This is a genomic window from Mesorhizobium sp. M0018, from assembly GCF_040323955.1.
In the GTDB taxonomy this organism is placed as follows: Bacteria; Pseudomonadota; Alphaproteobacteria; order Rhizobiales; family Rhizobiaceae; genus Mesorhizobium.
Genome location: NZ_JAMYVL010000003.1, coordinates 213,399 through 234,822 on the forward strand (window position 1 = coordinate 213,399; position 21,424 = coordinate 234,822).

29 protein-coding genes are annotated in these 21,424 nt (G+C 63.0%); 22 read left to right on the plus strand and 7 right to left on the minus strand.

All coding sequences use genetic code 11. From position 1 onward, the window contains the following. The first annotated feature begins 28 nt into the window (after positions 1–28). Together NKJ81_RS05585 and NKJ81_RS05590 are read left to right on the plus strand one after the other, a co-directional pair. Positions 29–289: a hypothetical protein gene (locus NKJ81_RS05585; RefSeq protein WP_352539907.1), complete on the plus strand. Its 261-nt coding sequence runs from the start codon at positions 29–31 to the stop codon at positions 287–289. Then, positions 276–404, plus strand: coding sequence for a hypothetical protein (locus NKJ81_RS05590; protein WP_302893450.1), 129 nt, complete (start codon positions 276–278; stop codon positions 402–404). The genes NKJ81_RS05585 and NKJ81_RS05590 overlap by 14 nt, the downstream gene beginning before the upstream one ends. 21 nt (positions 405–425) lie before the next feature. Here the strand turns inward: NKJ81_RS05590 and NKJ81_RS05595 are convergent, their stop codons facing one another. The 3 genes from NKJ81_RS05595 to NKJ81_RS05605 form a co-directional block, all read right to left on the minus strand. Beyond that, positions 426–1,130, minus strand: coding sequence for a glutathione S-transferase family protein (locus tag NKJ81_RS05595; RefSeq protein WP_352539908.1), 705 nt, complete (start codon positions 1,128–1,130; stop codon positions 426–428). Positions 1,131–1,266: 136 nt separating this feature from the next. Next, entirely contained in the window at positions 1,267–2,475 is a 1,209-nt protein-coding gene (locus NKJ81_RS05600; RefSeq protein WP_352474750.1) for a beta-ketoacyl-[acyl-carrier-protein] synthase family protein, read from the minus strand. Between the two features lie 4 nt (positions 2,476–2,479). Next, positions 2,480–2,734 carry an acyl carrier protein gene (locus NKJ81_RS05605; protein WP_023677013.1) on the minus strand — a complete coding sequence of 85 codons (255 nt, stop codon included), beginning with the start codon at positions 2,732–2,734 and terminating at the stop codon, positions 2,480–2,482. 202 nt (positions 2,735–2,936) lie between these two features. On the opposite strand from NKJ81_RS05605, the gene NKJ81_RS05610 reads away from it, so the two are divergent. From NKJ81_RS05610 to NKJ81_RS05630, 5 genes are read left to right on the plus strand one after another with little or no spacing between them, the layout of a single operon-like run. Then, a complete protein-coding gene (locus NKJ81_RS05610; RefSeq protein ID WP_352539909.1) occupies positions 2,937–3,779 on the plus strand; it encodes an urease accessory protein UreD in 843 nt (280 codons plus the stop codon). A 28-nt stretch (positions 3,780–3,807) separates the two neighbouring features. Further along, positions 3,808–4,110, plus strand: coding sequence for an urease subunit gamma (locus tag NKJ81_RS05615; RefSeq protein WP_023677011.1), 303 nt, complete (start codon positions 3,808–3,810; stop codon positions 4,108–4,110). Positions 4,111–4,129: 19 nt separating this feature from the next. Further along, positions 4,130–4,387: a DUF1272 domain-containing protein gene (locus NKJ81_RS05620; protein WP_352539910.1), complete on the plus strand. Its 258-nt coding sequence runs from the start codon at positions 4,130–4,132 to the stop codon at positions 4,385–4,387. Between the two features lie 28 nt (positions 4,388–4,415). Then, positions 4,416–5,009, plus strand: coding sequence for a HupE/UreJ family protein (locus NKJ81_RS05625; RefSeq protein ID WP_352540030.1), 594 nt, complete (start codon positions 4,416–4,418; stop codon positions 5,007–5,009). Positions 5,010–5,016: 7 nt separating this feature from the next. Further along, positions 5,017–5,322 (plus strand): urease subunit beta, encoded by a 306-nt coding sequence (locus NKJ81_RS05630; protein WP_023677008.1) that lies wholly within the window; start codon positions 5,017–5,019, stop codon positions 5,320–5,322. A gap of 26 nt (positions 5,323–5,348) precedes the next feature. Here the strand turns inward: NKJ81_RS05630 and NKJ81_RS05635 are convergent, their stop codons facing one another. Further along, a complete protein-coding gene (locus NKJ81_RS05635) occupies positions 5,349–5,843 on the minus strand; it encodes a hypothetical protein (protein WP_352449488.1) in 495 nt (164 codons plus the stop codon). Between the two features lie 126 nt (positions 5,844–5,969). After that, on the minus strand, positions 5,970–6,353 hold the full coding sequence (locus NKJ81_RS05640; protein WP_023677006.1) for a hypothetical protein: 384 nt from the start codon (positions 6,351–6,353) through the stop codon (positions 5,970–5,972). Positions 6,354–6,532: 179 nt separating this feature from the next. Here NKJ81_RS05640 and ureC point away from each other — a divergent pair, with 179 nt between their 5' ends. From ureC to NKJ81_RS05680, 8 genes are all read left to right on the plus strand, one after another. Next, a complete protein-coding gene (ureC, locus tag NKJ81_RS05645; protein WP_502895709.1) occupies positions 6,533–8,245 on the plus strand; it encodes an urease subunit alpha in 1,713 nt (570 codons plus the stop codon). 8 nt (positions 8,246–8,253) lie between these two features. Beyond that, positions 8,254–9,030: a hypothetical protein gene (locus tag NKJ81_RS05650; protein ID WP_352539911.1), complete on the plus strand. Its 777-nt coding sequence runs from the start codon at positions 8,254–8,256 to the stop codon at positions 9,028–9,030. A gap of 114 nt (positions 9,031–9,144) precedes the next feature. Continuing rightward, the gene (locus tag NKJ81_RS05655) at positions 9,145–9,738 is read left to right on the plus strand and encodes a hypothetical protein (RefSeq protein ID WP_352539912.1); all 594 of its coding nucleotides are present in this window, start codon (positions 9,145–9,147) and stop codon (positions 9,736–9,738) included. Between the two features lie 57 nt (positions 9,739–9,795). Further along, positions 9,796–10,371: an urease accessory protein UreE gene (locus NKJ81_RS05660; protein WP_352539913.1), complete on the plus strand. Its 576-nt coding sequence runs from the start codon at positions 9,796–9,798 to the stop codon at positions 10,369–10,371. Then, positions 10,364–11,053, plus strand: a complete 690-nt coding sequence (locus tag NKJ81_RS05665) for an urease accessory protein UreF (RefSeq protein WP_352539914.1) — start codon at positions 10,364–10,366, stop codon at positions 11,051–11,053. Before NKJ81_RS05660 ends, NKJ81_RS05665 begins: the two co-directional genes overlap by 8 nt. Continuing rightward, positions 11,050–11,490 (plus strand): DUF3995 domain-containing protein, encoded by a 441-nt coding sequence (locus NKJ81_RS05670; protein ID WP_352539915.1) that lies wholly within the window; start codon positions 11,050–11,052, stop codon positions 11,488–11,490. The genes NKJ81_RS05665 and NKJ81_RS05670 overlap by 4 nt, the downstream gene beginning before the upstream one ends. Beyond that, on the plus strand, positions 11,487–12,128 hold the full coding sequence (ureG, locus tag NKJ81_RS05675) for an urease accessory protein UreG (RefSeq protein ID WP_352539916.1): 642 nt from the start codon (positions 11,487–11,489) through the stop codon (positions 12,126–12,128). The genes NKJ81_RS05670 and ureG overlap by 4 nt, the downstream gene beginning before the upstream one ends. Before the next feature lie 81 nt (positions 12,129–12,209). Continuing rightward, entirely contained in the window at positions 12,210–12,977 is a 768-nt protein-coding gene (locus NKJ81_RS05680; RefSeq protein WP_352539917.1) for a class II aldolase and adducin N-terminal domain-containing protein, read from the plus strand. A gap of 20 nt (positions 12,978–12,997) precedes the next feature. On the opposite strand, the gene NKJ81_RS05685 is transcribed toward NKJ81_RS05680, so the two are convergent. Further along, entirely contained in the window at positions 12,998–13,630 is a 633-nt protein-coding gene (locus NKJ81_RS05685; RefSeq protein ID WP_352539918.1) for an HAD family hydrolase, read from the minus strand. Between the two features lie 360 nt (positions 13,631–13,990). Here NKJ81_RS05685 and NKJ81_RS05690 point away from each other — a divergent pair, with 360 nt between their 5' ends. Further along, the gene (locus NKJ81_RS05690) at positions 13,991–14,950 is read left to right on the plus strand and encodes a sugar-binding transcriptional regulator (protein WP_023676997.1); all 960 of its coding nucleotides are present in this window, start codon (positions 13,991–13,993) and stop codon (positions 14,948–14,950) included. Positions 14,951–15,025: 75 nt separating this feature from the next. On the opposite strand, the gene NKJ81_RS05695 is transcribed toward NKJ81_RS05690, so the two are convergent. Continuing rightward, positions 15,026–15,211 (minus strand): hypothetical protein, encoded by a 186-nt coding sequence (locus NKJ81_RS05695; RefSeq protein WP_023676996.1) that lies wholly within the window; start codon positions 15,209–15,211, stop codon positions 15,026–15,028. A 110-nt stretch (positions 15,212–15,321) separates the two neighbouring features. Between NKJ81_RS05695 and gcvA the strand changes: the two genes are divergently transcribed. The 6 genes from gcvA (at position 15,322) to NKJ81_RS05725 (ending at position 21,403) form a co-directional block, all read left to right on the plus strand. Beyond that, a complete protein-coding gene (gcvA, locus tag NKJ81_RS05700; protein WP_292662413.1) occupies positions 15,322–16,233 on the plus strand; it encodes a transcriptional regulator GcvA in 912 nt (303 codons plus the stop codon). Positions 16,234–16,446: 213 nt separating this feature from the next. Beyond that, complete coding sequence (locus NKJ81_RS05705; RefSeq protein WP_352449478.1) at positions 16,447–17,757, plus strand: ABC transporter substrate-binding protein; 1,311 nt, start codon at positions 16,447–16,449, stop codon at positions 17,755–17,757. Between the two features lie 114 nt (positions 17,758–17,871). Next, on the plus strand, positions 17,872–18,744 hold the full coding sequence (locus tag NKJ81_RS05710) for a carbohydrate ABC transporter permease (protein ID WP_023676993.1): 873 nt from the start codon (positions 17,872–17,874) through the stop codon (positions 18,742–18,744). An 11-nt stretch (positions 18,745–18,755) separates the two neighbouring features. Further along, positions 18,756–19,580 (plus strand): carbohydrate ABC transporter permease, encoded by an 825-nt coding sequence (locus tag NKJ81_RS05715; RefSeq protein ID WP_023676992.1) that lies wholly within the window; start codon positions 18,756–18,758, stop codon positions 19,578–19,580. Between the two features lie 51 nt (positions 19,581–19,631). Then, positions 19,632–20,636 (plus strand): ABC transporter ATP-binding protein, encoded by a 1,005-nt coding sequence (locus tag NKJ81_RS05720; protein ID WP_023676991.1) that lies wholly within the window; start codon positions 19,632–19,634, stop codon positions 20,634–20,636. Then, the gene (locus NKJ81_RS05725) at positions 20,633–21,403 is read left to right on the plus strand and encodes an L-iditol 2-dehydrogenase (protein ID WP_352539919.1); all 771 of its coding nucleotides are present in this window, start codon (positions 20,633–20,635) and stop codon (positions 21,401–21,403) included. The genes NKJ81_RS05720 and NKJ81_RS05725 overlap by 4 nt, the downstream gene beginning before the upstream one ends. Positions 21,404–21,424: the final 21 nt, after the last annotated feature.

Below are 21,424 nucleotides of genomic sequence, written 5' to 3' on the forward strand. Positions count from 1 at the left end.
CGTTATCCCGGACACGGCAATTGTGCCCATGAGGGAACCGTTCGATGGAAACCATGGCAAGAAAGCCTGCGCCCGCCAAGGGCAGGGCAACACGATCAAAAGCCACTCGAGTGAAAACCAGCGCCGGCCCGGCAGCAGCGGCCCGCTCCAAGGATGCGGCAAAGCCCAGCTTTGGCAAGGCGGCGCCGAAAAAGGTGATGCCTGCCGCGGCCAAAGCCGCTGCACCCAAGCCCAAAAGATCGGCAAGCAGCAGAGGATCGATCGCAGGCAGCGCAATGCGCACTGTTAAAGCAACGGCCAATGTCGCCGCCGGTGCCGTGCTTGCCACCGCCAAAGGTGCGGCGTCGCTTGCTGCTTCCGTAGTCGGCAAGGGCGGCTCAAAGCCCCGGACCAAGGCAAAATAGCCGAGCGGAATCGACGTAAGATCAGTTTCTGGCCGGAATGGTGAGGCCCCTCTGCACCGCCGGTCGGGCGAGGCCACGCTCCAGCCATGCGCCCACGCTGGGGAAATCGTCGAAACCGACGAGTTCCCGCGCCTCGTAGAAGCCGATCAGATTGCGCACCCACCCAAGCATCGAAATATCGGCGATCGTGTAATCGTCGCCCATGATCCAGCTACGGCCCTTGAGCCTCGTTTCGAGGACGCCGATCAGCCGTCGCGACTCGTCGCGATAACGTTCCAGCGGGCGCTTGTCGGCGATTTCGCGCCCAGCGAATTTGTGGAAGAATCCGACTTGGCCGAACATCGGCCCGATCGAAGCCATCTGGAAGAACACCCACTGGATCGTCTCATAACGCAGCGTCGCGTCTGCCGGGACCAGCTGGCCGGTCTTGTCGCTGAGGTAAAGCAGGATGGCACCGGATTCGAACAAGCCGATCGGCTTGCCGCCCGGGCCGTCCGGATCGATCATCGCCGGTATCTTGCCGTTCGGGTTCAAAGACAGGAATTCCGGGGTCCAGCTCTCGTTCTTGCCGATATCGACGGCATGCGGCTCGTAAGGCAGGCCAAGTTCCTCCAGCGCGATCGATATCTTCACCCCGTTCGGCGTCGGAAACGAATAAAGCTGGATGCGGTCGGGGTGGCTCGCCGGCCAGCGCCTGGCAATCGGAAACGCGGACAGATCGGTCATCGAAACTCCTGGTAGGGGACCGCGCCGAGCGGCACGGTCATGGCGGGTCGCAGAGAGTTAGGCGCGACGCCTGGCGCGATCAATATGCGCATGGAAAGTTTCGCCGGCCCCGGTGAAGGACCCGCAAGGGGTGCGGTCACACGGCCTTGACCGCCAGCACCGCATTGGTGCCGCCGAAGGCGAAGCTGTTGCTGATCGCGGTGCGCACGGTGCGTTCGCGCGCCACGTTCGGCGTGATGTCGAGATCGCAGTCGGCGTCGGCTTCCCGATAATTGGCGGTCGGCGGCACGATGCCTTCGCGGATCGCCATCACGCAGGCGATCATTTCCAGCGCGCCGGAGGCGCCGAGGCAGTGGGCGTGCATCGATTTGGTCGAGGACACCGAAAGCTTGTAGGCATGGCCGCCGAACACGCGTTTGATCGCCGCCGTCTCGATCTGATCGTTGGCCTTGGTGCCGGTGCCATGCGCGTTGAGATAGTCGACGTCCTCGGGATTGAGCCCGGCATCGACGAGGCAGAAGCGCATCGCCGCCTCAGGCCCTTCGATGGTTGGCGCGACGATATCGGAGGCGTCGGCGGAAAGGCCGACGCCGGCGATTTCGGCAAGGATGGCGGCGCCGCGCGCCATGGCATGCTCATATGTTTCCAGCACCACCATGCCGGCGCCTTCGCCGAGCACGAGCCCCTGGCGGTCGCCCGAAAACGGCCGGCAGGTGTCCGGCGACAGTACCCGCAGGGCCTCCCAGCCCTTGAGGATGCCCCAGACCAGCGGCGCATCGGTGCCGCCGGCGACCATGACGTCGGCCCGGCCGAGCCTGATCTGATCGACCGCCGAGGCAATGGCGTGGTTGGATGACGAGCAGGCAGAGGTGATGCCGAACACCGGCCCGCGCAGACCAAGATTCATGCTGACATGGCCGGCTGCAGCGCCCGGCATTACTTTCGGGACGGTGAAGATGCCGGCGCGGTTCTTGCCTTCGAGCAGGATGGCGCGATAGTTCTCTTCGATTGCCTCCCAGCCGCAGACGCCGACGCCGACGATGGTGCCCATCCGGTAGGTGTTGGCCGCGTGCGGGTTCAATCCCGCCTGCTGTGCCGCCTCCCGCGCGGCGATCGTCGCCAGAAGGCTGAAGCGGTCCATCGACACGACCTGCTTGCGGTCGATGCCGTGCTCGGGAAGCGCCTTGATTTCGCAGCCGACCTTGACCTTCAGATCATGCAGCAGCGGATTGTCGATCGCGCCGATTGCCGAACGGCCGGCGCGCATTTCATTCCAGATTGCCGATGCATTGGTGCCGAGCCCGCATAATCCGCCGATGCCCGTGATGACGACGCGCTTGTGCATTCAGTCAGGCTTTTTTCGCGATCAGCGCGCGAACCGCCTCGACCATGTCGCCGACATTCTTCAGATTGCTCCAGGCATCGACAGTGTTCATCTCGATTTCGATGCCATACTCTTCCTCGAGATCGAAGATGATCTCCGTCAGTTCCAGCGAATGGATGCCAAGGGCGGTCAGTTCGGTACTGGTGGTGATTTCCTCGCCGCCCGGCTCGGCATGAGCCTTGATCTTGGCGATGATATCGTTTGCCAGCTGGTCAGCCATTCGGTTTCTTCCCCAACTCTGTCGTTTCCCGACGCCAACTGATCAGCGCCCCTTTTGTCCTCGATTACGTCGTCATCGTCGCCTTTTACCCCCGCCAGGCGCCGGTGACCGTACCAAGGTGGCTCCCTCTATAGAAACCGAAACGCTGTCAAGCAACAAGCTATATATCGACAAAGCCGCCGCAGTGCTTAACGTTGGTGTCGTGGATACGATCGCATATAGCTTGACTTCAGTGCCGCCGGCCCAGCGTGTTGCCGGCGTCGCGCGGCTTGGCTGCGACTGGAACGGAGGCCGCACGCGTCTTCGGCGTCTGTACCAGGACGGTTCAGCCAAGATCCGCATGCCGGCGGTCTCGGCCGATCCGCTCGAAGCCGTCCTGATCAACACCGCCGGTGGGCTGACCGGTGGCGACCGTCTCGCCTGGGAGGTCGATGTCGGTGCCGGCGCCTCCGCAACCATAACAACGCAGGCCTGCGAGAAAATCTATCGCGCCGCATCCGACCGCGCCGAAGTGCGGGTGCAGCTGACTGTCGGGGAAGACGGCCACATTGCCTGGCTGCCACAGGAAACCATCGTCTTCGACCGCTCGGCCTTTGCCCGCAGCCTTGACGTGGAGCTTGCCACCGGAGCCGAGGCGCTGATCCTGGAGGCCACCGTCTTCGGCCGCCTGGCCATGGGTGAACGGGCCACGCAAGGCCATTTCCACGACCGCTGGCGCGTCCGCCAGGACGGGGCGCTGGTCCATGCAGAGGAGTTCCGCATCGGGCCGGACATTGCGGCCGCCTTGAACCGTCCCGCAGCGGCCGGCGGTGCCGTCGCCGTGGCGACGCTGCTGATGGTGTCGCCACGGGCAGAGGCTTTGCTCGAGCCGGCCCGGGGCATAGTCGGCGGCCAGGGCGGCGTCAGTTTCTGGAGCGTGCGGAAATCTGGCAAGCTTCTTGCGAGGCTGTTCGCCGAGGACGGCTACCAGCTCCGCAAGCGGCTGGTGCCGCTTGTCGAATTGCTCAACGGACGGGCGGGCCTGCCCAAATTATGGTCACTCTGATTTCGATTGTGCCACCGCAGGAAAAAGCATGAATCTGACGCCGAGGGAGAAAGACAAGCTGCTGATCGCCATGGCGGCGATCGTGGCCCGCAAGCGGCTCGAACGCGGCGTCAAGCTCAATCATCCGGAAGCGATCGCGCTGATCACCGATTTCGTCGTCGAGGGTGCCCGCGACGGCCGCGCGGTCGCCGAGCTGATGGAGGCCGGCGCCCATGTCGTCACCCGGGCCCAGGTGATGGAAGGCATTGCAGAAATGATCCACGATGTGCAGGTCGAGGCGACGTTTCCAGACGGCACCAAGCTGGTGACCGTGCACGAGCCGATCAGATAACACCGCCAAGGAGAGGAAAATGCTTGAGCTGCGTCCCAACTGCGAGTGCTGCGACAAGGATCTGCCGCCCGATGCGACGGATGCGGTGATCTGCACCTTCGAATGCACCTTTTGCGCCGACTGCGCACAAAACGTGCTCGGCGGCGCCTGTCCGAATTGCGGCGGCAACTTCTCGGCCCGCCCGATCCGTCCGGCAGCGCTGCTGAAGAAATATCCGGCCTCCACCAGGCGCGTCCTCAAGGCAGAGGGCTGCGCTCCGGCCCGCAAGGCGGCGTGAGAGGTACTCGAAGATGGAAGCTACGCCGATGATCCCCGCTACGATGAAACGCTCAACGCTGTCGGCGGTCCTGTTGCTGGCGGCAGCAATGCCAGCCTATGCCCATGTCGGCGTCGGCACGGTTTGGTCCTTCACCGCCGGCTTCTCCCACCCGCTCTCCGGCCTCGATCACATGACGGCGATGATTGCCGTCGGGCTATGGGCCGCGCTCAAGGGCGACAAAGTGATCTGGGCATGGCCGCTGGCCTTCGTAAGCGTCATGCTGGCCGGCGGCGTGCTTGGCATGCTGCATGTGCCGATGCCTTTCGTCGAGCCGGCGATACTGGCGTCCGTCGTGGCACTCGGGCTGCTGGTTGCGCTCGCCGTCGATCTTCCTGTCTCGGCCGGCGTCGCCGTCATCGGCCTGTTCGCGCTGTTCCACGGCTATGCCCATGGCACCGAGGTGCCTGGGAATGTCGGCGGACTCGGCTATATGGCGGGCTTTGCCGTTGCCACGGCACTGCTCCACGCCGTCGGCATCGCGGCCGGTCTCGGCCTCGGCTGGCGCTTCCGCGGGCTTGCCCGCGCCGCTGGCGCCGCTTGTGCCGCGATTGGCGCCGGCCTCGCTTTTGGCGTCATGTGAGGCCGCAATGATCCCCGGCGAAATCATCACGGCAAGCGGCGAGATCGAACTGAACAAGGGTCTGGCGACGGTCACCTTGAAGGTAGCCAACAGCGGCGACCGGCCGATCCAGGTAGGCAGCCATTATCATTTCTTCGAGACCAATGAGGGACTGAGATTCGATCGCGACAAGGCCCGCGGCATGCGCCTCGACATCGCTGCCGGCACCGCCATGCGTTTCGAGCCCGGCCAAGAGCGCGACGTTACCCTGGTGCCGTTCGGCGGCAAGCGCGAGGTCTACGGATTTCAGCAGAAGATCATGGGCGCGCTGTGAGATCGAAGGCGTCGAGCAGTTTCGGCTCAGCCGGGCGGCTTGGCCGCCGCATAGATGACGACCTTTCCCGGATCGTCGAATTCCACCGCCAGAACGTCCTCGGTTTGCACTCGCCGCGAATCGATGGCGTTGAACAGCAATGCGTTCGCTTCGATCTCCTTGCGCAGCTCGGCGATGTCGTCCCGATGTTGCCTGACCTTGTTTTCGATCGCCGGCGGCGGGCCGCCTTCGGTGCGCGCGGCATCGGTAAGAAACACGATATCGACCTTGTCGAGCTTGGATGTCTTGCGCACGGCGGCGATGTTTTCACGCGTGCGGTCGATCGCCGAACTGACCTTGCCGGCTTCCGCATTTGTCTGGGCCTCTTCCTGGCCGACCTCCGAGCCGACGATCCGGTTGACGGTCTCGGCGCTGTCGAGGCTCTGCGCGTTCAGCGCGGCGTGCGGAATGCTGGCTGCCAGAAACGCGGTCGCGGCAATCCCATGCAGCCATCTGGTGTCGGAGAAGGTGGTGATCGCCATCGCTCGTTCTCAGGGTCCTTTTCGAGGCTCGTGTCAGGGCGACAGGACCGAAACGTAACGTCCCCCGTGAAGGTTCCCTTTGCGATGCGGCGGGCTGGCCGGGCGCCGGCCCGCCGCCTCGTCTCGTCAGCTCGCTTTCTTGGTGATCAGCGTCAGCGCGCCATTGGTGCTCATGCTGGCGGCGATCACCTGCGCCGAGGTGAGCCCCTTGGCTTCGAGCGCGGATTTGACCTGCGGTGTCGCGTCGATCGAGCCGCGCAGTTTCTGCAGGTCGGCATCGCTGCGCTTGGCGATCACCTCGTTGACCTTGGCTTGAGTGTCCGCGGGCAGATCCTTAATATCGACGACGTTGATCGCCTGGATGGTGGGCGCCTGCGGCTGCGCCCCGGGCGCGGCAGGAGCAGGCGCAGCCGGCGCCGGACTGGGCTGCTGCGCGGGCTGTTGCTGGGCGCTGGCGGCGGTTGCGAGCACCAGCGTGGCGGCGGCTGCCAGAAGGGTCGTTTTGCGCATGGATGTTCCTTTCCATCGATTGGCAAATTGTGGTTTTGGGGTGGCCCGGCCACCTCAAACGCTAAATGGGATCGGAAAGTGTCGCTCAGCGGGTCATTGCGTGACCATAGGATGGCGGCAATGTGGGGCCCGGCTTCGACAAGCGGTATTTTCGGGCTGTATTTCGGGAGCAATTGCTGATGGCTAAAATCACCCGCGCCGCCTATGCGCAGATGTACGGCCCGACCGTCGGCGACAAGGTCCGGCTCGCCGACACCGAGCTGTTCATCGAGGTCGAAAGGGATCTCACTCTTTACGGCGAGGAGGTGAAGTTCGGTGGCGGCAAGGTCATCCGCGACGGCATGGGCCAGAGCCAGGTGTCGCGCGCGCAAGGCGCGGTCGACACCGTCATCACCAATGCGCTGGTCGTCGATGCCACCGCCGGTATCGTCAAGGCAGATATCGGCCTCAGGGACGGCCGTATCGCCGCGATCGGCAAGGCCGGCAATCCGGATACCCAAGGCGGCGTCACCATCATCATCGGTCCCGGCACCGAGATTATCGCCGGCGAGGGCAAGATCCTGACCGCCGGCGGCTTCGACGCGCATATCCACTTCATCTGCCCGCAGCAGATCGAGGAAGCGCTGATGTCGGGCATCACCACCATGCTCGGCGGCGGCACCGGCCCGGCGCACGGCACGCTGGCCACCACCTGCACGCCTGGGCCGTGGCATCTGGCGCGCATGATCCAGTCTTTCGACGCCTTCCCGATGAATATCGGCCTGTCGGGCAAGGGCAACGCGTCGCTGCCCGCCGCGCTCGAGGAGATGGTGCTTGCCGGCGCCTGCTCGCTGAAGTTGCACGAGGACTGGGGCACGACGCCGGCTGCAATCGACTGCTGCCTGTCGGTTGCCGACGATTACGACGTGCAGGTAATGATCCACACCGACACGCTGAACGAGTCCGGCTTCGTCGAAAACACGGTCGCGGCGATCAAGGGCCGCACCATCCATGCCTTCCACACCGAAGGCGCCGGCGGCGGCCACGCGCCTGATATCATCAAGGTCTGCGGCCTGCCTAACGTCATTCCGTCCTCGACCAACCCGACACGCCCCTACACGATCAACACGCTGGCCGAACACCTCGACATGCTGATGGTCTGTCACCATCTGTCGCCGTCGATCCCCGAAGATATCGCCTTTGCCGAGAGCCGCATCCGCAAGGAAACCATCGCCGCCGAAGACATTCTGCACGACATCGGCGCCTTCTCGATCATCTCGTCGGACAGCCAGGCCATGGGCCGTGTCGGCGAAGTGGCGATCCGCTGCTGGCAGACCGCCGACAAGATGAAGCGGCAGCGCGGTTCGCTGCCGCAGGAGACCGGCGACAACGACAATTTCCGCGTCCGCCGCTACATCGCCAAATACACCATCAATCCGGCCATCGCGCATGGCCTGTCGAAGGACATCGGCTCGGTGGCGGTGGGAAAACGCGCCGACCTCGTGCTGTGGAATCCGGCCTTTTTCGGCGTCAAGCCGGACATGGTGCTGATCGGCGGCATGATCGCCGCCGCCCCGATGGGCGATCCCAACGCCTCGATCCCGACGCCGCAGCCGATGCATTACCGGCCGATGTTCGGGGCCTACGGCAAGGCGATGACCAATTCGTCGGTGACCTTCGTTTCGAAGGCCGCGCTCGACGCCGGCCTGCGCGGCAGGCTCGGCGTCGACAAGCAGATGGTCGCGGTCGAAAACACCCGCGGCGGCATCGGCAAGCATTCGATGGTGCTCAATGACGCCACGCCGCATGTCCAGGTCGACCCCGAAACCTATGAGGTCCGCGCCGACGGCGAACTCTTGACCTGCGAGCCAGCAACCGTGCTACCGATGGCGCAAAGGTACTTTTTGTTTTGAGGTGATGCGTGTTCTGGCGCACAAGCTCCCCGCTGGACGCCGACGACGAGGAGTGGCAGCTCGATTGCTGGGGTTGGCTGCTCAGGCATTTCGGCGGGGCAGCCGCGCTGCGCAAACGTTCGCTGATCTTGCCAACACGAGCATTTTTCACCCCCTCTGAAGAACAGGGGCACGCCGCTGCATCGCACTATTTCGGGCAGGTGGCGGCATATTTTGGCATCGATGCGGCCCGCTTCAATCTCGTGCCACAGGAAGATTCAATCGATCCGGTTTTGGGACCGCTTCAGGTCCTTCAGGACGCGCCGCGGGAGCCTGCCGGGACCTTCTCCGTGTCCCGGGGCGGTGCCATGACAATCACCTACAATCCGGCGATCGTTCCCAAGCCCATGAAGCTCATTGCGACGTTCGCGCATGAGATTTGTCATCCATTGCTGTTCTCGGTGCCTGAAGAACCGCCGGGCGGCACCGAGATGGAGGAGTTCGCAACCGATCTCGCGGTCACCTTCTTCGGCTTTGGTATCTTCAATTCCAACACTGCGGCGAGTTTCACTCAGTACCGCGACACCGCCACCGGCACGCAAGGCTGGTCCTTCGAGCGACAAGGCTATCTGTCGCCAGCGGAACGCGCCTTTGCGCTGGCGCTGTTCATCCAGGCGCGCGGTCAGGGAATACAGGACGCGCGCGAGTATCTGGATTCCGGGCCGTTGGCCTATTTTCGCAAGGCAACGAAGTATCTGGCGCAGACGCCATCCATTTCATCCGATCTGCTTGCGGCGCACCAATAGCCAAGGTCTCAACGGACTCAACATTCGAACGGCAGGTCAGCGCAGCAGAAACCGGTTTTCACTTTTCAGATCACAATCTAGAACGCCAAATGTAGAACATGCCGCGCCAGGCCTATGGACCAGCAACTCCCCTACGCCCACGACATTTTCCCGCATATCCGCATCGTCCTGGGCATGGTGATCGGCCTTGGCGTCACACGGCTGCTGTCGGGGCTCGCCCGCATCGTCCAGCATCCCGGCCAGTACCGGCTCTATCCCGTGCACCTCGCCTGGGTTGCGTCGGTGCTTTTGATGCTGGTGCATTTCTGGTGGTGGGAGTTCGGTCTGTTCCAGATCGAGAATTGGACCTTCGGCAAATACCTGTTCATCATCTTCTACGCCGTCACGCTGTTTTTGCTTTGCGCGCTGCTGTTTCCGGATTCGATGCTGGACTACACCAGCTACGAGGATTTCTTCTATTCGCGCCGGGCCTGGTTCTTCGGCCTGCTGGCGGCGACCTATCTGCTCGACGTGATCGACACGCTGCTGAAAGGGCCGGAGCATTTCGCCCATTTCGGCGTCGAATATCTGATCCGCACGCCGGTTTTCGTTGCGCTTTGCGTCATTGCGATCCTGATGCGCGACCGCCGTTTCCATATCGCCTTTGTCGCCGGCGCGCTCGTCTATCAGATATCGTTCATCCTGCGGCTCTTCGACACGATCGTCTGAGCGCCATTGGGGCGGCGGATGCGATAGGCTAGGCTTTTTGGGAGAGGCAGTTTTTACATGAAGCTCGATATTCGCACCGACTTCACCAAATTCCCGCGCGCCGTCTCCGCCCTGGCCGCAGGCGAAGCCGGAACCACGACGCCATACGACAGTGCGGTGCTTGCTCATGACGAGCGGCATCTGCGCCGTCGCGCCATCGAAACGGCCCGTAGCGACAAAGTGCTGGTCGACCTGCCCGAACCGGTGACCTTGAACCATGGTGACCGGCTGGTGCTGGAGGATGGCCGCCACATCGAGATCATCGCGGCCGAGGAGCCGCTCTACGATATCCGTGCCGGCGGCCCTGTCCATCTGGCCGAACTTGCCTGGCATATCGGCAACCGTCATCTCGCGGCAAGCATCGAGGCTGGCCGAATCCTCATTCTGCGCAACCATGTCATCAAGGCGATGCTGGAAGGGCTGGGCGCCACGGTGAGCGACGTCTCCGAGCCATTCAAGCCGGTGCGCGGCGCTTATTCCGGCCATGGCCATTCTCACGCCGAGGCGCATGCGCACAGCCATGCCGAAGCGCACTCCCATACCCATAGCGAATCGCATTCCCATAGCCATTCGCACGACCATGACCATGACTGACCAGCCTTCCGACGTTGCCCAGCCTTCCAATATTGCTTTGTTGCGGCTGATGGCGTGGCTGTCGCCTTCCTTCCCGGTCGGCGGCTTTTCCTACAGCCATGGTCTCGAGCAAGCCGTGCATGCCGGGCTGGTTGCCGACAGCAAAGAGCTCGCCGCGTGGCTGGAAACGCTGGTCGAGATGGGTTCGGGCTGGAATGATGCGGTGCTGTTTGCCGAAAGCTGGCGCAGGGCGCGCGAAACCGGCGATCTCGATGAAATCGTCGCCCTTGCAGAAGCTCTGGCAGGCTCGCGCGAGCGCCATGCCGAGACCATGCTGCAGGGCGCTGCTTTCCTGAAGGCGGCCATCGCCTGGCCGTGCCAGGTGCTGGATCGCCTGCCGGCCGAATGTGCCTATTGCGTTGCCGTCGGCGCCGTTGCCGGCGATCACGGCATTGCGCTGCGGGACGCCCTGGCGGCCTTTCTGCAGGCCTTCTTCTCCAATCTCGTCCAAGCTGCGATCCGGCTTGGCATCGTTGGCCAGAGTGCCGCGATGACGCTACTGGCCGCCTTCGAACCGCTTGCCCTGGCCACGGCCGACCGCGCTGCCGGCTCGACCCTCGATGATCTCGGCGGCTGCGCTTTCATCTCCGACGTCACGGCGATGAAGCACGAGGCCCAGTATTCGCGGCTGTTCCGCTCATGATCGTCCTCGCTTTCGCCCTCTCGCTCGTCCTGCTGTTGATCACAGCACTGCATGTCTATTGGGGCATTGGCGGCATCTGGCCGGGCAGGGACGCCGCCTCCTGCGCTCGCGCGGTCATCGGCTTTCGCGGCGTCGACGAGATGCCGGCACCCTTCGCCAGCTTCGCCGTTGCCGCATGCCTGGGCCTAGCGACACTGTGGCCCATGGCGCTCGAAGGTGTGTTTGCCACGCCCTTTCCCAAGGCAGGGCTTGCCGCCACAGCGCTGCTCATCGCACTGGTCTTCCTGGCGCGCGGCATTGCCGGCTTCACGCCGTGGTGGCGCCGGTTGACGCCCGAACAGCCTTTCGCGCGGCTCGATCTGCGTTATTATTCGCCGCTGTGCCTGCTGATCGGGCTTGGCTTTGCCATTCTTGCCCTCACGGAGTTCCCCGCATGATATCACCCAACGGTCCTCTTCGCGTCGGCATCGGCGGTCCGGTCGGCTCGGGCAAGACGACGCTCACCGAAAAGCTTTGCAAGGCGCTGCGTGACGAGTTCTCGATCGCGGTCGTCACCAACGACATCTACACCAAGGAAGACGCCATGATGCTGGCCCGGCTGCAGGCGCTCCCTGAGGATCGCATCATCGGCGTCGAGACCGGCGGCTGCCCGCACACCGCCATTCGCGAGGACGCCTCGATCAATCTGCAGGCGATCGCCGAGATGACCAAAAAATTCCCGGATCTCGACATCGTCTTCATCGAATCGGGCGGCGACAACCTCGCCGCCACCTTCTCGCCGGACCTTGCCGACCTGACGCTTTATGTCATCTCAGTTTGCCAGGGCGAGGAGATCCCGCGCAAGGGCGGGCCGGCAATCACGCGGTCGGATTTCCTGGTCATCAACAAGAGCGACCTTGCGCCCTATGTGAACGTCAATCTCGACGTGATGGAAAGCGACGCTGCCCGCATGCGCGGCAAACGGCCGTTCGGCTTCACCGACCTGTCGCGCGGCAAAGGGCTTCAGGAGGTGATAGATTTCATCGTCGAACATGGCGGGCTGAGGGTCGGCACGGCCACCAGCACGGCGGCATAACGGCGCTCGCCTGCACCAAACGAAACCGGTTGCGCGTGTTCCAGCCGCGCGGCATCCTTGCTTCTTTCACGGAGGTTTACGATGAGCATCACGCGCCTGCAGAAGGAAGTGCTGACCAACCTGCCGTTCTATGAGGAGCGCGTCGATCTGGCTTGCGCCTTCCGCTGGACGGCGCGGCTCAACATGCATGAGGCGGTGGCCAATCATTTTTCGCTGGTGGTCAACGACGATGGCTCGCAATTCCTGATGAACCCCAACCAGGTGCATTTCTCGCGCATCAAGGCGAGCGATCTGCTTCTGATCGACGCCAATGATCCCGACACGCTGGTCGGCCCGAATGCGCCCGACCCGACGGCGTGGGGCCTGCATGGTGCCATCCATCGCAACGTGCGTCATGCGCGCTGCGTCATGCATGTTCACTCGATCCACGCCACCGTGCTTGCCTCGCTCGCCGACTCGACGCTGCCGCCAGTCGACCAGAACTCGGCGATCTTCTTCAACCGCCATGTCGTCGACGCTCATTATGGCGGGCTGGCCTTCGAGGAAGAGGGCGAGCGCTGCTCCCAGCTTCTTGTCGACCCGAAGGTCAAGGTGATGGTGATGGGCAACCATGGCGTGCTGGTCATCGGCGACAGCGTCGCCGACACCTTCAACCGCATGTTCTATTTCGAGCGCGCCGCCGAAACCTATATCAAGGCGCTGTGGACCGGCCGGCCGCTGCGGGTACTGTCGGATGAGATCGCGGAGAAAGCGGCAAGGGAACAGGAAGACTATCCCGGCCAGGCCGAGCGCCACCTTTCCGAACTGAAGGCGATCCTCGACGAGCAGGAGCCTGCTTACCGGAGTTGAGCGGTCCCGCCGGGCCTGGCTTAAAGCCCGAGTTCGGCCCGCAATTCGCCGGCGCTGTTGATGACAATCGCCCCCGGCGGCCCCTCCATGGGCACCTCTGGCCAGAAGATCGTCTTCATTCCAGCTGCCAGCCCCGCCGTGGCGCCGGTCACGCTGTCGTCGACCGCCACGGCCTCGGTGGGATCGACGTCGGCCAACCAGGCGGCGCGCAAGAAAGGTTCGGCATGCGGCTTGCCTTCACGCACGTCGTTGCGGCTGACCGTCTTCATGCCGGGATATACGAGGCCTACGGCGCGCAGATTGGCGTCGACGATCAGCCGGTCCGAGTTGGACACCACCGCTTGCGGCACGCCAAGCGCGCGCAGCTCATTGAAAATCTCGATCGCGCCGGTGCGTGGCGTCAGCGTTTCGGCCATCGGCAGATAGTGATCGTATTTGCGCACGATCCAGTCGTCGAAAGGCAGGTCGAGGCCGAACTCGTCGCGCAGCATTTCGTAGACCGGCCATGCGGCGATGCCGAGCACGCGCTCATGCAGGTCGGCCGGCGGGGCGATGCCGACGCTGTGCAGAGCCGCAATCAGCGCCGCCTCGTGCAGCGGCTCGCTGTCGACCAGCGTGCCGTCCATATCCCAGAAAACCGCTTTCGGCGTCATGCAAGGCTCCATTCTCAAAAAATTCCTTAAAGCGTTTAGCGCGCGAGATAAACCGCCGCGTCCCCGCTAATGCATGTCGCGCAAAGTGTGCAGCGGTTTTGCAATGACGACATGCATAAAAAGCAACCTAAAACCCGTCGCATGAGGCCGATCGAACGCAACGCGCTTTAGAACCGGGATTGGTGCGACCTCGACAGCCTTGCTGTTGCAACGAGACTGGGTCGACCTGTCACTTCGCTCCAAACACCAAGTTTCATCACTAAGCAATTGCTCTTACAATAGGCAATTGCGCGCAAGTTCATTCCCTGCGAGACTACTGCGCTCCGCCTCTTATGCTCGGCGGGGTTGGGAGGTAGGAACTTGAATTCGCGGCAGGACAGCGGCGGCAACAGGCTGGACGACGCGGCGCGTGCCGGCTGGCTCTATTATGTCGCAGGCAACACCCAGGACCAGATCGCCGCCACGCTTGGCATCTCGCGGCAGACGGCGCAGCGGCTGGTGTCGCTCGCAGTCTCCGAAGGGCTGATCAAGGTGCGCGTCGACCACCCGATCGCCAATTGCCTCGACCTTGCGGCACGGCTGAAATCGCGCTTTGCGCTTGATCTGGTCGAGGTGGTGCCGAGCGACCCTTCTTCGTCCTCCACCGTCATCGGCGTCGCCGAGGCGGCGGCGGCCGAGATCGAACGGCGGCTGCGGTCGCCGGTGCCGATCGTCATGGCGATCGGCACCGGCCGCACACTGAAGGCCGCGATCGAGCAACTGCCGCCGATGGAATGCCCGCAGCACAAGGTGGTGTCACTGACCGGCAACATCTCGCCGGACGGCTCGGCGGCCTTCTACAACGTCATCTTCACCATGGCCGACAGGGTCAAGGCGCGTTCGTTTCCGATGCCTTTGCCGGTCATCGCTTCCTCGCCCGAGGAGCGCGAGATGCTGCTCAGCCAGCCGATGATCCAGCCGACGCTGGCGCTTGCGGCCGAGGCCGACGTCACCTTTGTCGGCATCGGCGATCTCGGCCCGAAGGCGCCGCTTTACGAGGACGGCTTCATTTCGGAGGGTGAATTAAAGGCGCTGCAGAAGGCCGGCGGCGTCGCCGAGATCGTCGGCTGGGTATTCGATCGTGACGGCCGCATGATCGAGGGCATCACCAATGATCGAGTGTCGTCGGCACCGCTGCCGTCGCGCGAAAAGTCGCTGGTGATCGCGCTTGCCATGGGCGACCGCAAGCTGCCGGGCATCTTCGCCGCCGTCAACCGGCGGCTGGTCAACGGCCTCATCACCGATGAGCGGACCGCCGCCGCCTTGCTGGCGGGCGCATGATCTCCGAGCCGCTGGCGGTCGGAAACGATCATGTGAAATCGAAACGCATCTGAATCCCCGATAAAACGAGCGTCACTACTGGTGCCGGCCGCAAGGATCGTTGCCGTCGAGAAAGCCCATGTCGCGCTGCAGATGCGGCGGCAGCTCCCGGACGTCGAGATAGGCCCGTTTCCGCGCCGCGTGCCTTGCCAATCCCCGCGCCAATTGTGAAAACCAGCCATGGGCTGGAGCAAGAAGCAGCTTTTCCTGTATTGTGGTCATGGTCGTCAGCCTTCGCTATCTCTAGGCGTAATTGATCTTCAATACGAAATATCGGTAGGACCGGCCGGTGCCGCCAATCAAACGTCGATCACTGCCCATAAGGAGGGCTTATGCCGGAGCTCAATTCACGACAGCTGGTTTCGCAGCTTCCTCCGCTTCAGGCGATCCGGGTGTTCGAGGCGGTGGCGCGGCATCTCTCGTTCACCAAGGCCGCCCAGGAGCTTGGCATGACGCAGGCGGCGGCAAGCTATCAGATCAAGCTTCTGGAGGAGCGCATCGGTGCGCCCCTGTTCTTGCGCCAGCCAAAACAGATCGTGCTGACCGAACCCGGCCAGCGCCTGGCGCCCGCGGTCAGCGAGGCGTTCGCGCTGTTGAGCGGCGCCTATGCCGCCGCGCGCACCGGCGCCGACGGCGTGCTTTGCGTTTCGACGCTGCTGACATTTGCCTCCAATTGGCTGGCGCAGCATCTCGGTTCGTTCCAGGTCGCGCATCCGTCGCTGGCGGTGCGCGTCGATACTTCGAACAGGGTTGTCGACTTTGCCAGAGAGGATATCGACATCGCCATCCGCTCCGGCGGCGGCAATTGGCCGGGCGTCGAGACCCATATGCTTTTCAGGGCCGATTTCACGCCGGTCCTTAGTCCAAAGCTCGCGGCAAGCATCGGCGGCGTCAAGGAGCCGGCCGACCTGCTGCGGCTGCCGATCCTCGACCCGGGTGACATCTGGTGGCGGGACTGGTTTGCCGCCGCCGGCCTGCCGGTCGAGGAACTGGCCAAGCGTCCCGGCACCAGCATGGGCGCGCAGGCCTACGAGGCCAATGCCGCGATTGCCGGCCACGGCGTGGCGATCGTTACCAAGGCGCTGTTCAAGACCGAACTTGCCGACGGCCGCCTGATCCAGCCCTTTGATCTGGTCGGTGACGACGGCCACGCCTATTGGCTGGTCTATCCGACGGCACGTCGCAACGTGCCGAAGATCCGCGCCTTCCGCGATTGGATCCTGAGCGAGATCGCTTGCCAGTAGGCTGAACCCCAGCAAGCCCGATAGCAAGCGCCGGGCCCAATCAGCCCGGCCGAATCCTTCGTCAGACATGCCGCAACCGTCCCAGGCTTGCCGCTGCACGAGACCCGGCGTGCTGCGCTGCAGCAACGAATCCGTCTTGACATAATTCATCGCAAGTGAGTAATTGCTCACAGCCAAGGCAAATGCTCATCTTGGTTTATGGGAGGAATTTTGATGAAACTTCGCACGTTCACCCTAGGCCTGTTCTCGGCCAGCGCCCTCGCTTTCGCCGCGCATGCCGAATCCATCACCATCGCCACGGTCAACAATGGCGATATGGTCCGCATGCAGAAGCTGACCGACGACTTCACTGCCAAAAATCCCGACATTCAGCTGCAGTGGGTTACGCTCGAAGAAAACGTTCTGCGCGAGCGCGTCACCACCGACATCGCCACCAAGGGTGGCCAGTACGACGTGATGACCATCGGCACCTATGAAGTGCCGATCTGGGCCAAGCAGAACTGGCTCTTGCCGCTCGACAAGCTCGGCGACGATTACGACGTCAAGGACATCATCCCGGCCATAGCCGGCGGCCTGTCGGTCGACGGCAAGCTCTACGCAGCCCCGTTCTACGGCGAAAGCTCCTTCGTCATGTACCGCAAGGACCTGATGGACAAGGCCGGGCTCAAGATGCCCGATGCACCGACCTGGGACTTCATCAAGCAGGCCGCCGACAAGATGACCGACCGCGCCAACGGCGTGAACGGCGTCTGCCTGCGCGGCAAGGCCGGCTGGGGCGAGAACATGGCCTTCCTGACCGCCATGTCGAACTCATTCGGCGCGCGCTGGTTCGACGAGAACTGGAAGCCGCAATTCGACCAGCCCGAATGGAAGAACACGCTGCAGTTCTATGTCGACCTGATGAAGGCCGACGGCCCCGAGGGCGCGTCGTCCAACGGCTTCAACGAAAACCTTGCGTTGTTCCAGCAGGGCAAATGCGGCATGTGGATCGACGCTACCGTCGCTGCCTCCTTCGTTTCCGACCCGAAGAATTCCACCGTCGCCGACAAGGTCGGCTATGCGCTGGCGCCGGATAATGGCCTCGGCAAGCGCGGCAATTGGCTGTGGGCATGGTCGCTAGCCATCCCCGCCGGCACGCAGAAGGCCGACGCCGCTCAAAAGTTCGTATCCTGGGCAACCAGCAAGCACTATGCCGAGCTCGTCGCCTCGAAGGAAGGCTGGGCCAACGTTCCGCCGGGAACGCGCTCGTCGCTCTATGCCAATCCCGAATACCAGAAGGCAGCACCTTTCGCCAAGATGACGCTGGACTCGATCAACTCCGCCGATCCGACGCACCCAACCGTCAAGCCGGTGCCTTATGTCGGCGTCCAGTTCGTCGCCATTCCTGAGTTCCAGGGTCTCGGCACCACCGTCGGCCAGCTCTTCTCGGCGGCACTTGCCGGCCAGTCGAGCGTCGACGATGCCTTGAAGCAGGCGCAGGACGCCGCCACCGCGACGATGACCGAGGGCGGTTACATCAAGTAAGCTCCTCCCGATGCCGGTTGCCAATGGCGACCGGCAACGGCCGCCCGAATCCCAGTTCGGGCGGCCAGCTTTCACACCGCTGAAAAAATTGGCCGACCTCGAAGGGTGACCGTCATGGCTACTCAGCAGACCCGTTCGCTTGCCCGTTTCATGATGGCGCCATCCGTGGTGCTGCTGCTGGTCTGGATGATTGTGCCGCTGGCATTCACGCTGTGGTTTTCCTTCCAGCAATACAACCCGCTCAATCCGATGCGCGACGGCTTCGTCGGGTTTTCGAACTACGCGCTGTTCTATTCCAACCCGGCATTCCTGCAGTCGATCCTCAACACGCTCACCATCGTCGTCAGCGTGCTTTTGATCACGGTGATTGGCGGTATTCTGCTCGCCCTTCTGCTCGATCAGCCGATGTGGGGACAGGGCATCGTCCGCATCCTTGTCATCTCGCCGTTCTTCGTCATGCCACCGGTGGCAGCACTGGTCTGGAAGAACATGATCATGCATCCGCAGTACGGGGTTTTCGCCGATATTGCGCGCTTCTTCGGCGGGCAGCCGATCGATTGGTTCGGGCAGCACCCGCTCCTGGCGATCATCATCATCGTTGCCTGGCAATGGCTGCCGTTTGCTACGCTGATCCTGTTGACCGCGCTTCAGTCGCTCGACGTCGAGCAGAAGGAAGCCGCCGAAATGGACGGCGCCGGCTTCATCAGCCGCTTCATCTATTTGACGCTGCCTCACATGTCGCGCGCCATAACCGTCGTCATCCTGATCCAGACGATCTTCCTGCTGTCGGTCTATGCCGAGATCCTCGTCACCACCAACGGCGGCCCGGGTTACGCCTCCACCAACCTGCCCTTCCTCGTCTATCAGAAGGCATTGCTGGAGTTCAAAATCGGCCAGGCGTCCGCCGGCGGTATCATTGCCGTCATTCTCGCCAACATCGTTGCTTTCTTCGCCATGCGCGCTGTCGGCAAGAACCTGGATAAATAAGGGAGGATAAGATGGCACGTGCAGTCACCACCCAGCACAAGACGATTGCTACCGCGGCCGCCTGGATCGTCGCGCTGCTGATCTTCTTCCCGATCCTCTATACGATCATCACCTCGTTCAAGTCGGAGCAGGAGGCTATCCAGGGCTTCAACCTGTTCCCGTCGGGAACCACGGAGAGCTATTCCGAGGTCCAGGCGCAGAACGGCTATTTCAAATTCTTCCTGAACTCGGTGTTCCTGTCGGTCGGCTCGACCATCCTGGCTCTGCTCGTCGCCATACCGGCGGCATGGTCGATGGCGTTTTCGCCGGGCAAACGCACCAAGGACATCCTGATGTGGATGCTTTCCACCAAGATGATGCCGGCCGTCGCCGTGCTGTTTCCGATCTATCTGATCTTCCGCGATACCGGTCTGCTCGACAGCCGCATCGGCCTGATGGTCATGCTGATGCTGATCAACCTGCCGATCGTGGTCTGGATGCTTTACACCTATTTTCGCGAGATCCCGGGCGAGATCCTGGAAGCGGCGCGCATGGACGGCGCATCGCTCTGGAACGAGATCATCTACGTGCTGACGCCGATGGCGGTCCCCGGCATCGCCTCGACCATGCTGCTCAACATCATTCTCGCCTGGAACGAGGCGTTCTGGACGATCCGGCTGACCACCACCGAGGCCGCGCCGCTCACCGCTTTCATCAGCTCCTTCTCCAGCCCGCAGGGGCTGTTCTGGGCCAAGCTTTCGGCCGCCTCGACGCTGGCGATCGCGCCGATCCTGATCATGGGCTGGTTCAGCCAGAAGCAGCTGGTCCGAGGCCTGACATTCGGTGCGGTAAAGTAGCGGGCATCGCCTGACGCAAAACGAAAAGATAGCCCTTCGGGGGAGGAAACCATGGGAAACATCACGCTCAAGAACGTCTCCAAATCCTTCGGGGCGACGTCCATCATCCCCGGCCTCGATCTGGTCATCGAGGACGGAGAGTTCGTCGTCTTCGTCGGCCCGTCGGGCTGCGGCAAATCCACCCTGTTGCGTCTGATCGCCGGTCTCGAGGATACCAGCGGCGGCACCATCATCATCGATGGTCGCGACGTCACCGGCGAGGCGCCGGCCAAGCGCAAGCTGGCTATGGTGTTCCAGTCCTATGCGCTCTACCCGCACATGACGGTGGCCAAGAACATCGCCTTCCCGCTGAAGATGGCGGGCGAGGACCAGGCGACCATCGACAAGAAGGTGAAGGACGCCGCGCGGATCCTGAACCTCACCAACTACCTCGACCGCCGCCCCGGCCAGCTCTCCGGCGGCCAGCGGCAGCGCGTCGCCATCGGCCGCGCCATCGTGCGCCAGCCGTCGGCCTTCCTGTTCGACGAGCCTTTGTCCAATCTCGACGCGGCGCTGCGCGGCACCATGCGGCTGGAGATCAGCGAGCTGCATCACCAGCTCAAGACAACCATGGTCTACGTCACCCACGACCAGATCGAGGCGATGACCATGGCCGACAAGATCGTCGTGCTCAATGCCGGCAATATCGAGCAGGTCGGCTCGCCGATGGAGCTCTATAAGACGCCGAAGAACCTGTTCGTCGCCGGCTTCATAGGTTCGCCGAAGATGAACCTGATCGAAGGCGCGCCGGCCGCCAAATATGGCGCCAAGACAGTTGGCATCCGCCCGGAGCATATGAACATTTCGAAGACGTCAGGCGACTGGAAGGCGACGGTCGGGGTTGCCGAGCATCTCGGCTCCGACACGTTTTTGCACGTCCAGGCGGATGGTGTCGGGCAGCTGACGGTGCGTGCCGACGGCGAGTTGGCCGCCCATCACGGCGACACAATCTACCTGACGCCGGAAAAGGCCAAGCTGCATCGTTTCGGCGCCGACGGGAAGGCGATGCTGCAATGAGGCTCCGGGGTAAATCGGCGCTGATTACCGGATCGGCGCGCGGCATCGGCAGGGCGTTTGCCGAAGCCTACATGCGCGAAGGGGCGACGGTCGCGATTGGCGACATCAACCTCGAAGCCGCCGAGAAGACGGCTTCGGAAATCGGCCGCAATGCCTACGCGGTAAAGCTCGACGTCACCGATCTCGCGTCTATCGATGAGGCCGTCAAGGCGGTCGAAGCCAGGGCCGGCGGCCTCGATATCTTGATCAACAACGCTGCTTTGTTCGACTTGGCGCCGATCGTCGAGATCACCAAGACAAGCTACGACAAATTATTTTCGGTCAACGTCGCCGGCACGCTGTTTACGTTGCAGGCCGCCGCCCGTTCTATGATTGCCCGCGGCAAGGGCGGCAAGATCATCAATATGGCAAGCCAGGCCGGGCGCCGCGGCGAGGCGGTGGTTGCCGTCTACTGCGCCACCAAGGCCGCGGCCATCTCGCTCACCCAGTCGGCAGGGCTCGACCTGATCAAACACCGCATCAATGTCAACGCGATAGCACCGGGCGTCGTCGACGGCGAGCATTGGGACGATGTCGATGCCTTGTTCGCCAAGTTCGAGAACCGGCCGAGGGGCGAGAAGAAGAGGCTGGTCGGCGAAGCCGTGCCTTATGGCCGCATGGGCACGGCGCAAGACCTCACCGGCATGGCGGTGTTCCTGGCCAGCGATGAGGCCGAGTACATCGTCGCCCAGACCTATAATGTCGATGGCGGCCAGTGGATGAGTTGAGGGGGCGAAGGCGCTCTTCCC

What these genes read in the sequence shown, in the direction of transcription:
- NKJ81_RS05585 (WP_352539907.1), top strand. Translation starts at nt 29, where the DNA reads ATGAGGGAACCGTTCGATGGAAACCATGGCAAGAAAGCCTGCGCCCGC.
- NKJ81_RS05590 (WP_302893450.1), top strand. Translation starts at nt 276, where the DNA reads ATGCGCACTGTTAAAGCAACGGCCAATGTCGCCGCCGGTGCCGTGCTT.
- NKJ81_RS05595 (WP_352539908.1), bottom strand. Translation starts at nt 1,130, where the DNA reads ATGACCGATCTGTCCGCGTTTCCGATTGCCAGGCGCTGGCCGGCGAGC.
- NKJ81_RS05600 (WP_352474750.1), bottom strand. Translation starts at nt 2,475, where the DNA reads ATGCACAAGCGCGTCGTCATCACGGGCATCGGCGGATTATGCGGGCTC.
- NKJ81_RS05605 (WP_023677013.1), bottom strand. Translation starts at nt 2,734, where the DNA reads ATGGCTGACCAGCTGGCAAACGATATCATCGCCAAGATCAAGGCTCAT.
- NKJ81_RS05615 (WP_023677011.1), top strand. Translation starts at nt 3,808, where the DNA reads ATGAATCTGACGCCGAGGGAGAAAGACAAGCTGCTGATCGCCATGGCG.
- NKJ81_RS05620 (WP_352539910.1), top strand. Translation starts at nt 4,130, where the DNA reads ATGCTTGAGCTGCGTCCCAACTGCGAGTGCTGCGACAAGGATCTGCCG.
- NKJ81_RS05625 (WP_352540030.1), top strand. Translation starts at nt 4,416, where the DNA reads ATGATCCCCGCTACGATGAAACGCTCAACGCTGTCGGCGGTCCTGTTG.
- NKJ81_RS05630 (WP_023677008.1), top strand. Translation starts at nt 5,017, where the DNA reads ATGATCCCCGGCGAAATCATCACGGCAAGCGGCGAGATCGAACTGAAC.
- NKJ81_RS05635 (WP_352449488.1), bottom strand. Translation starts at nt 5,843, where the DNA reads ATGGCGATCACCACCTTCTCCGACACCAGATGGCTGCATGGGATTGCC.
- NKJ81_RS05640 (WP_023677006.1), bottom strand. Translation starts at nt 6,353, where the DNA reads ATGCGCAAAACGACCCTTCTGGCAGCCGCCGCCACGCTGGTGCTCGCA.
- ureC (WP_502895709.1), top strand. Translation starts at nt 6,533, where the DNA reads ATGGCTAAAATCACCCGCGCCGCCTATGCGCAGATGTACGGCCCGACC.
- NKJ81_RS05655 (WP_352539912.1), top strand. Translation starts at nt 9,145, where the DNA reads ATGGACCAGCAACTCCCCTACGCCCACGACATTTTCCCGCATATCCGC.
- NKJ81_RS05660 (WP_352539913.1), top strand. Translation starts at nt 9,796, where the DNA reads ATGAAGCTCGATATTCGCACCGACTTCACCAAATTCCCGCGCGCCGTC.
- NKJ81_RS05665 (WP_352539914.1), top strand. Translation starts at nt 10,364, where the DNA reads ATGACTGACCAGCCTTCCGACGTTGCCCAGCCTTCCAATATTGCTTTG.
- NKJ81_RS05670 (WP_352539915.1), top strand. Translation starts at nt 11,050, where the DNA reads ATGATCGTCCTCGCTTTCGCCCTCTCGCTCGTCCTGCTGTTGATCACA.
- ureG (WP_352539916.1), top strand. Translation starts at nt 11,487, where the DNA reads ATGATATCACCCAACGGTCCTCTTCGCGTCGGCATCGGCGGTCCGGTC.
- NKJ81_RS05680 (WP_352539917.1), top strand. Translation starts at nt 12,210, where the DNA reads ATGAGCATCACGCGCCTGCAGAAGGAAGTGCTGACCAACCTGCCGTTC.
- NKJ81_RS05685 (WP_352539918.1), bottom strand. Translation starts at nt 13,630, where the DNA reads ATGACGCCGAAAGCGGTTTTCTGGGATATGGACGGCACGCTGGTCGAC.
- NKJ81_RS05695 (WP_023676996.1), bottom strand. Translation starts at nt 15,211, where the DNA reads ATGACCACAATACAGGAAAAGCTGCTTCTTGCTCCAGCCCATGGCTGG.
- gcvA (WP_292662413.1), top strand. Translation starts at nt 15,322, where the DNA reads ATGCCGGAGCTCAATTCACGACAGCTGGTTTCGCAGCTTCCTCCGCTT.
- NKJ81_RS05705 (WP_352449478.1), top strand. Translation starts at nt 16,447, where the DNA reads ATGAAACTTCGCACGTTCACCCTAGGCCTGTTCTCGGCCAGCGCCCTC.
- NKJ81_RS05710 (WP_023676993.1), top strand. Translation starts at nt 17,872, where the DNA reads ATGGCTACTCAGCAGACCCGTTCGCTTGCCCGTTTCATGATGGCGCCA.
- NKJ81_RS05715 (WP_023676992.1), top strand. Translation starts at nt 18,756, where the DNA reads ATGGCACGTGCAGTCACCACCCAGCACAAGACGATTGCTACCGCGGCC.
- NKJ81_RS05720 (WP_023676991.1), top strand. Translation starts at nt 19,632, where the DNA reads ATGGGAAACATCACGCTCAAGAACGTCTCCAAATCCTTCGGGGCGACG.
- NKJ81_RS05725 (WP_352539919.1), top strand. Translation starts at nt 20,633, where the DNA reads ATGAGGCTCCGGGGTAAATCGGCGCTGATTACCGGATCGGCGCGCGGC.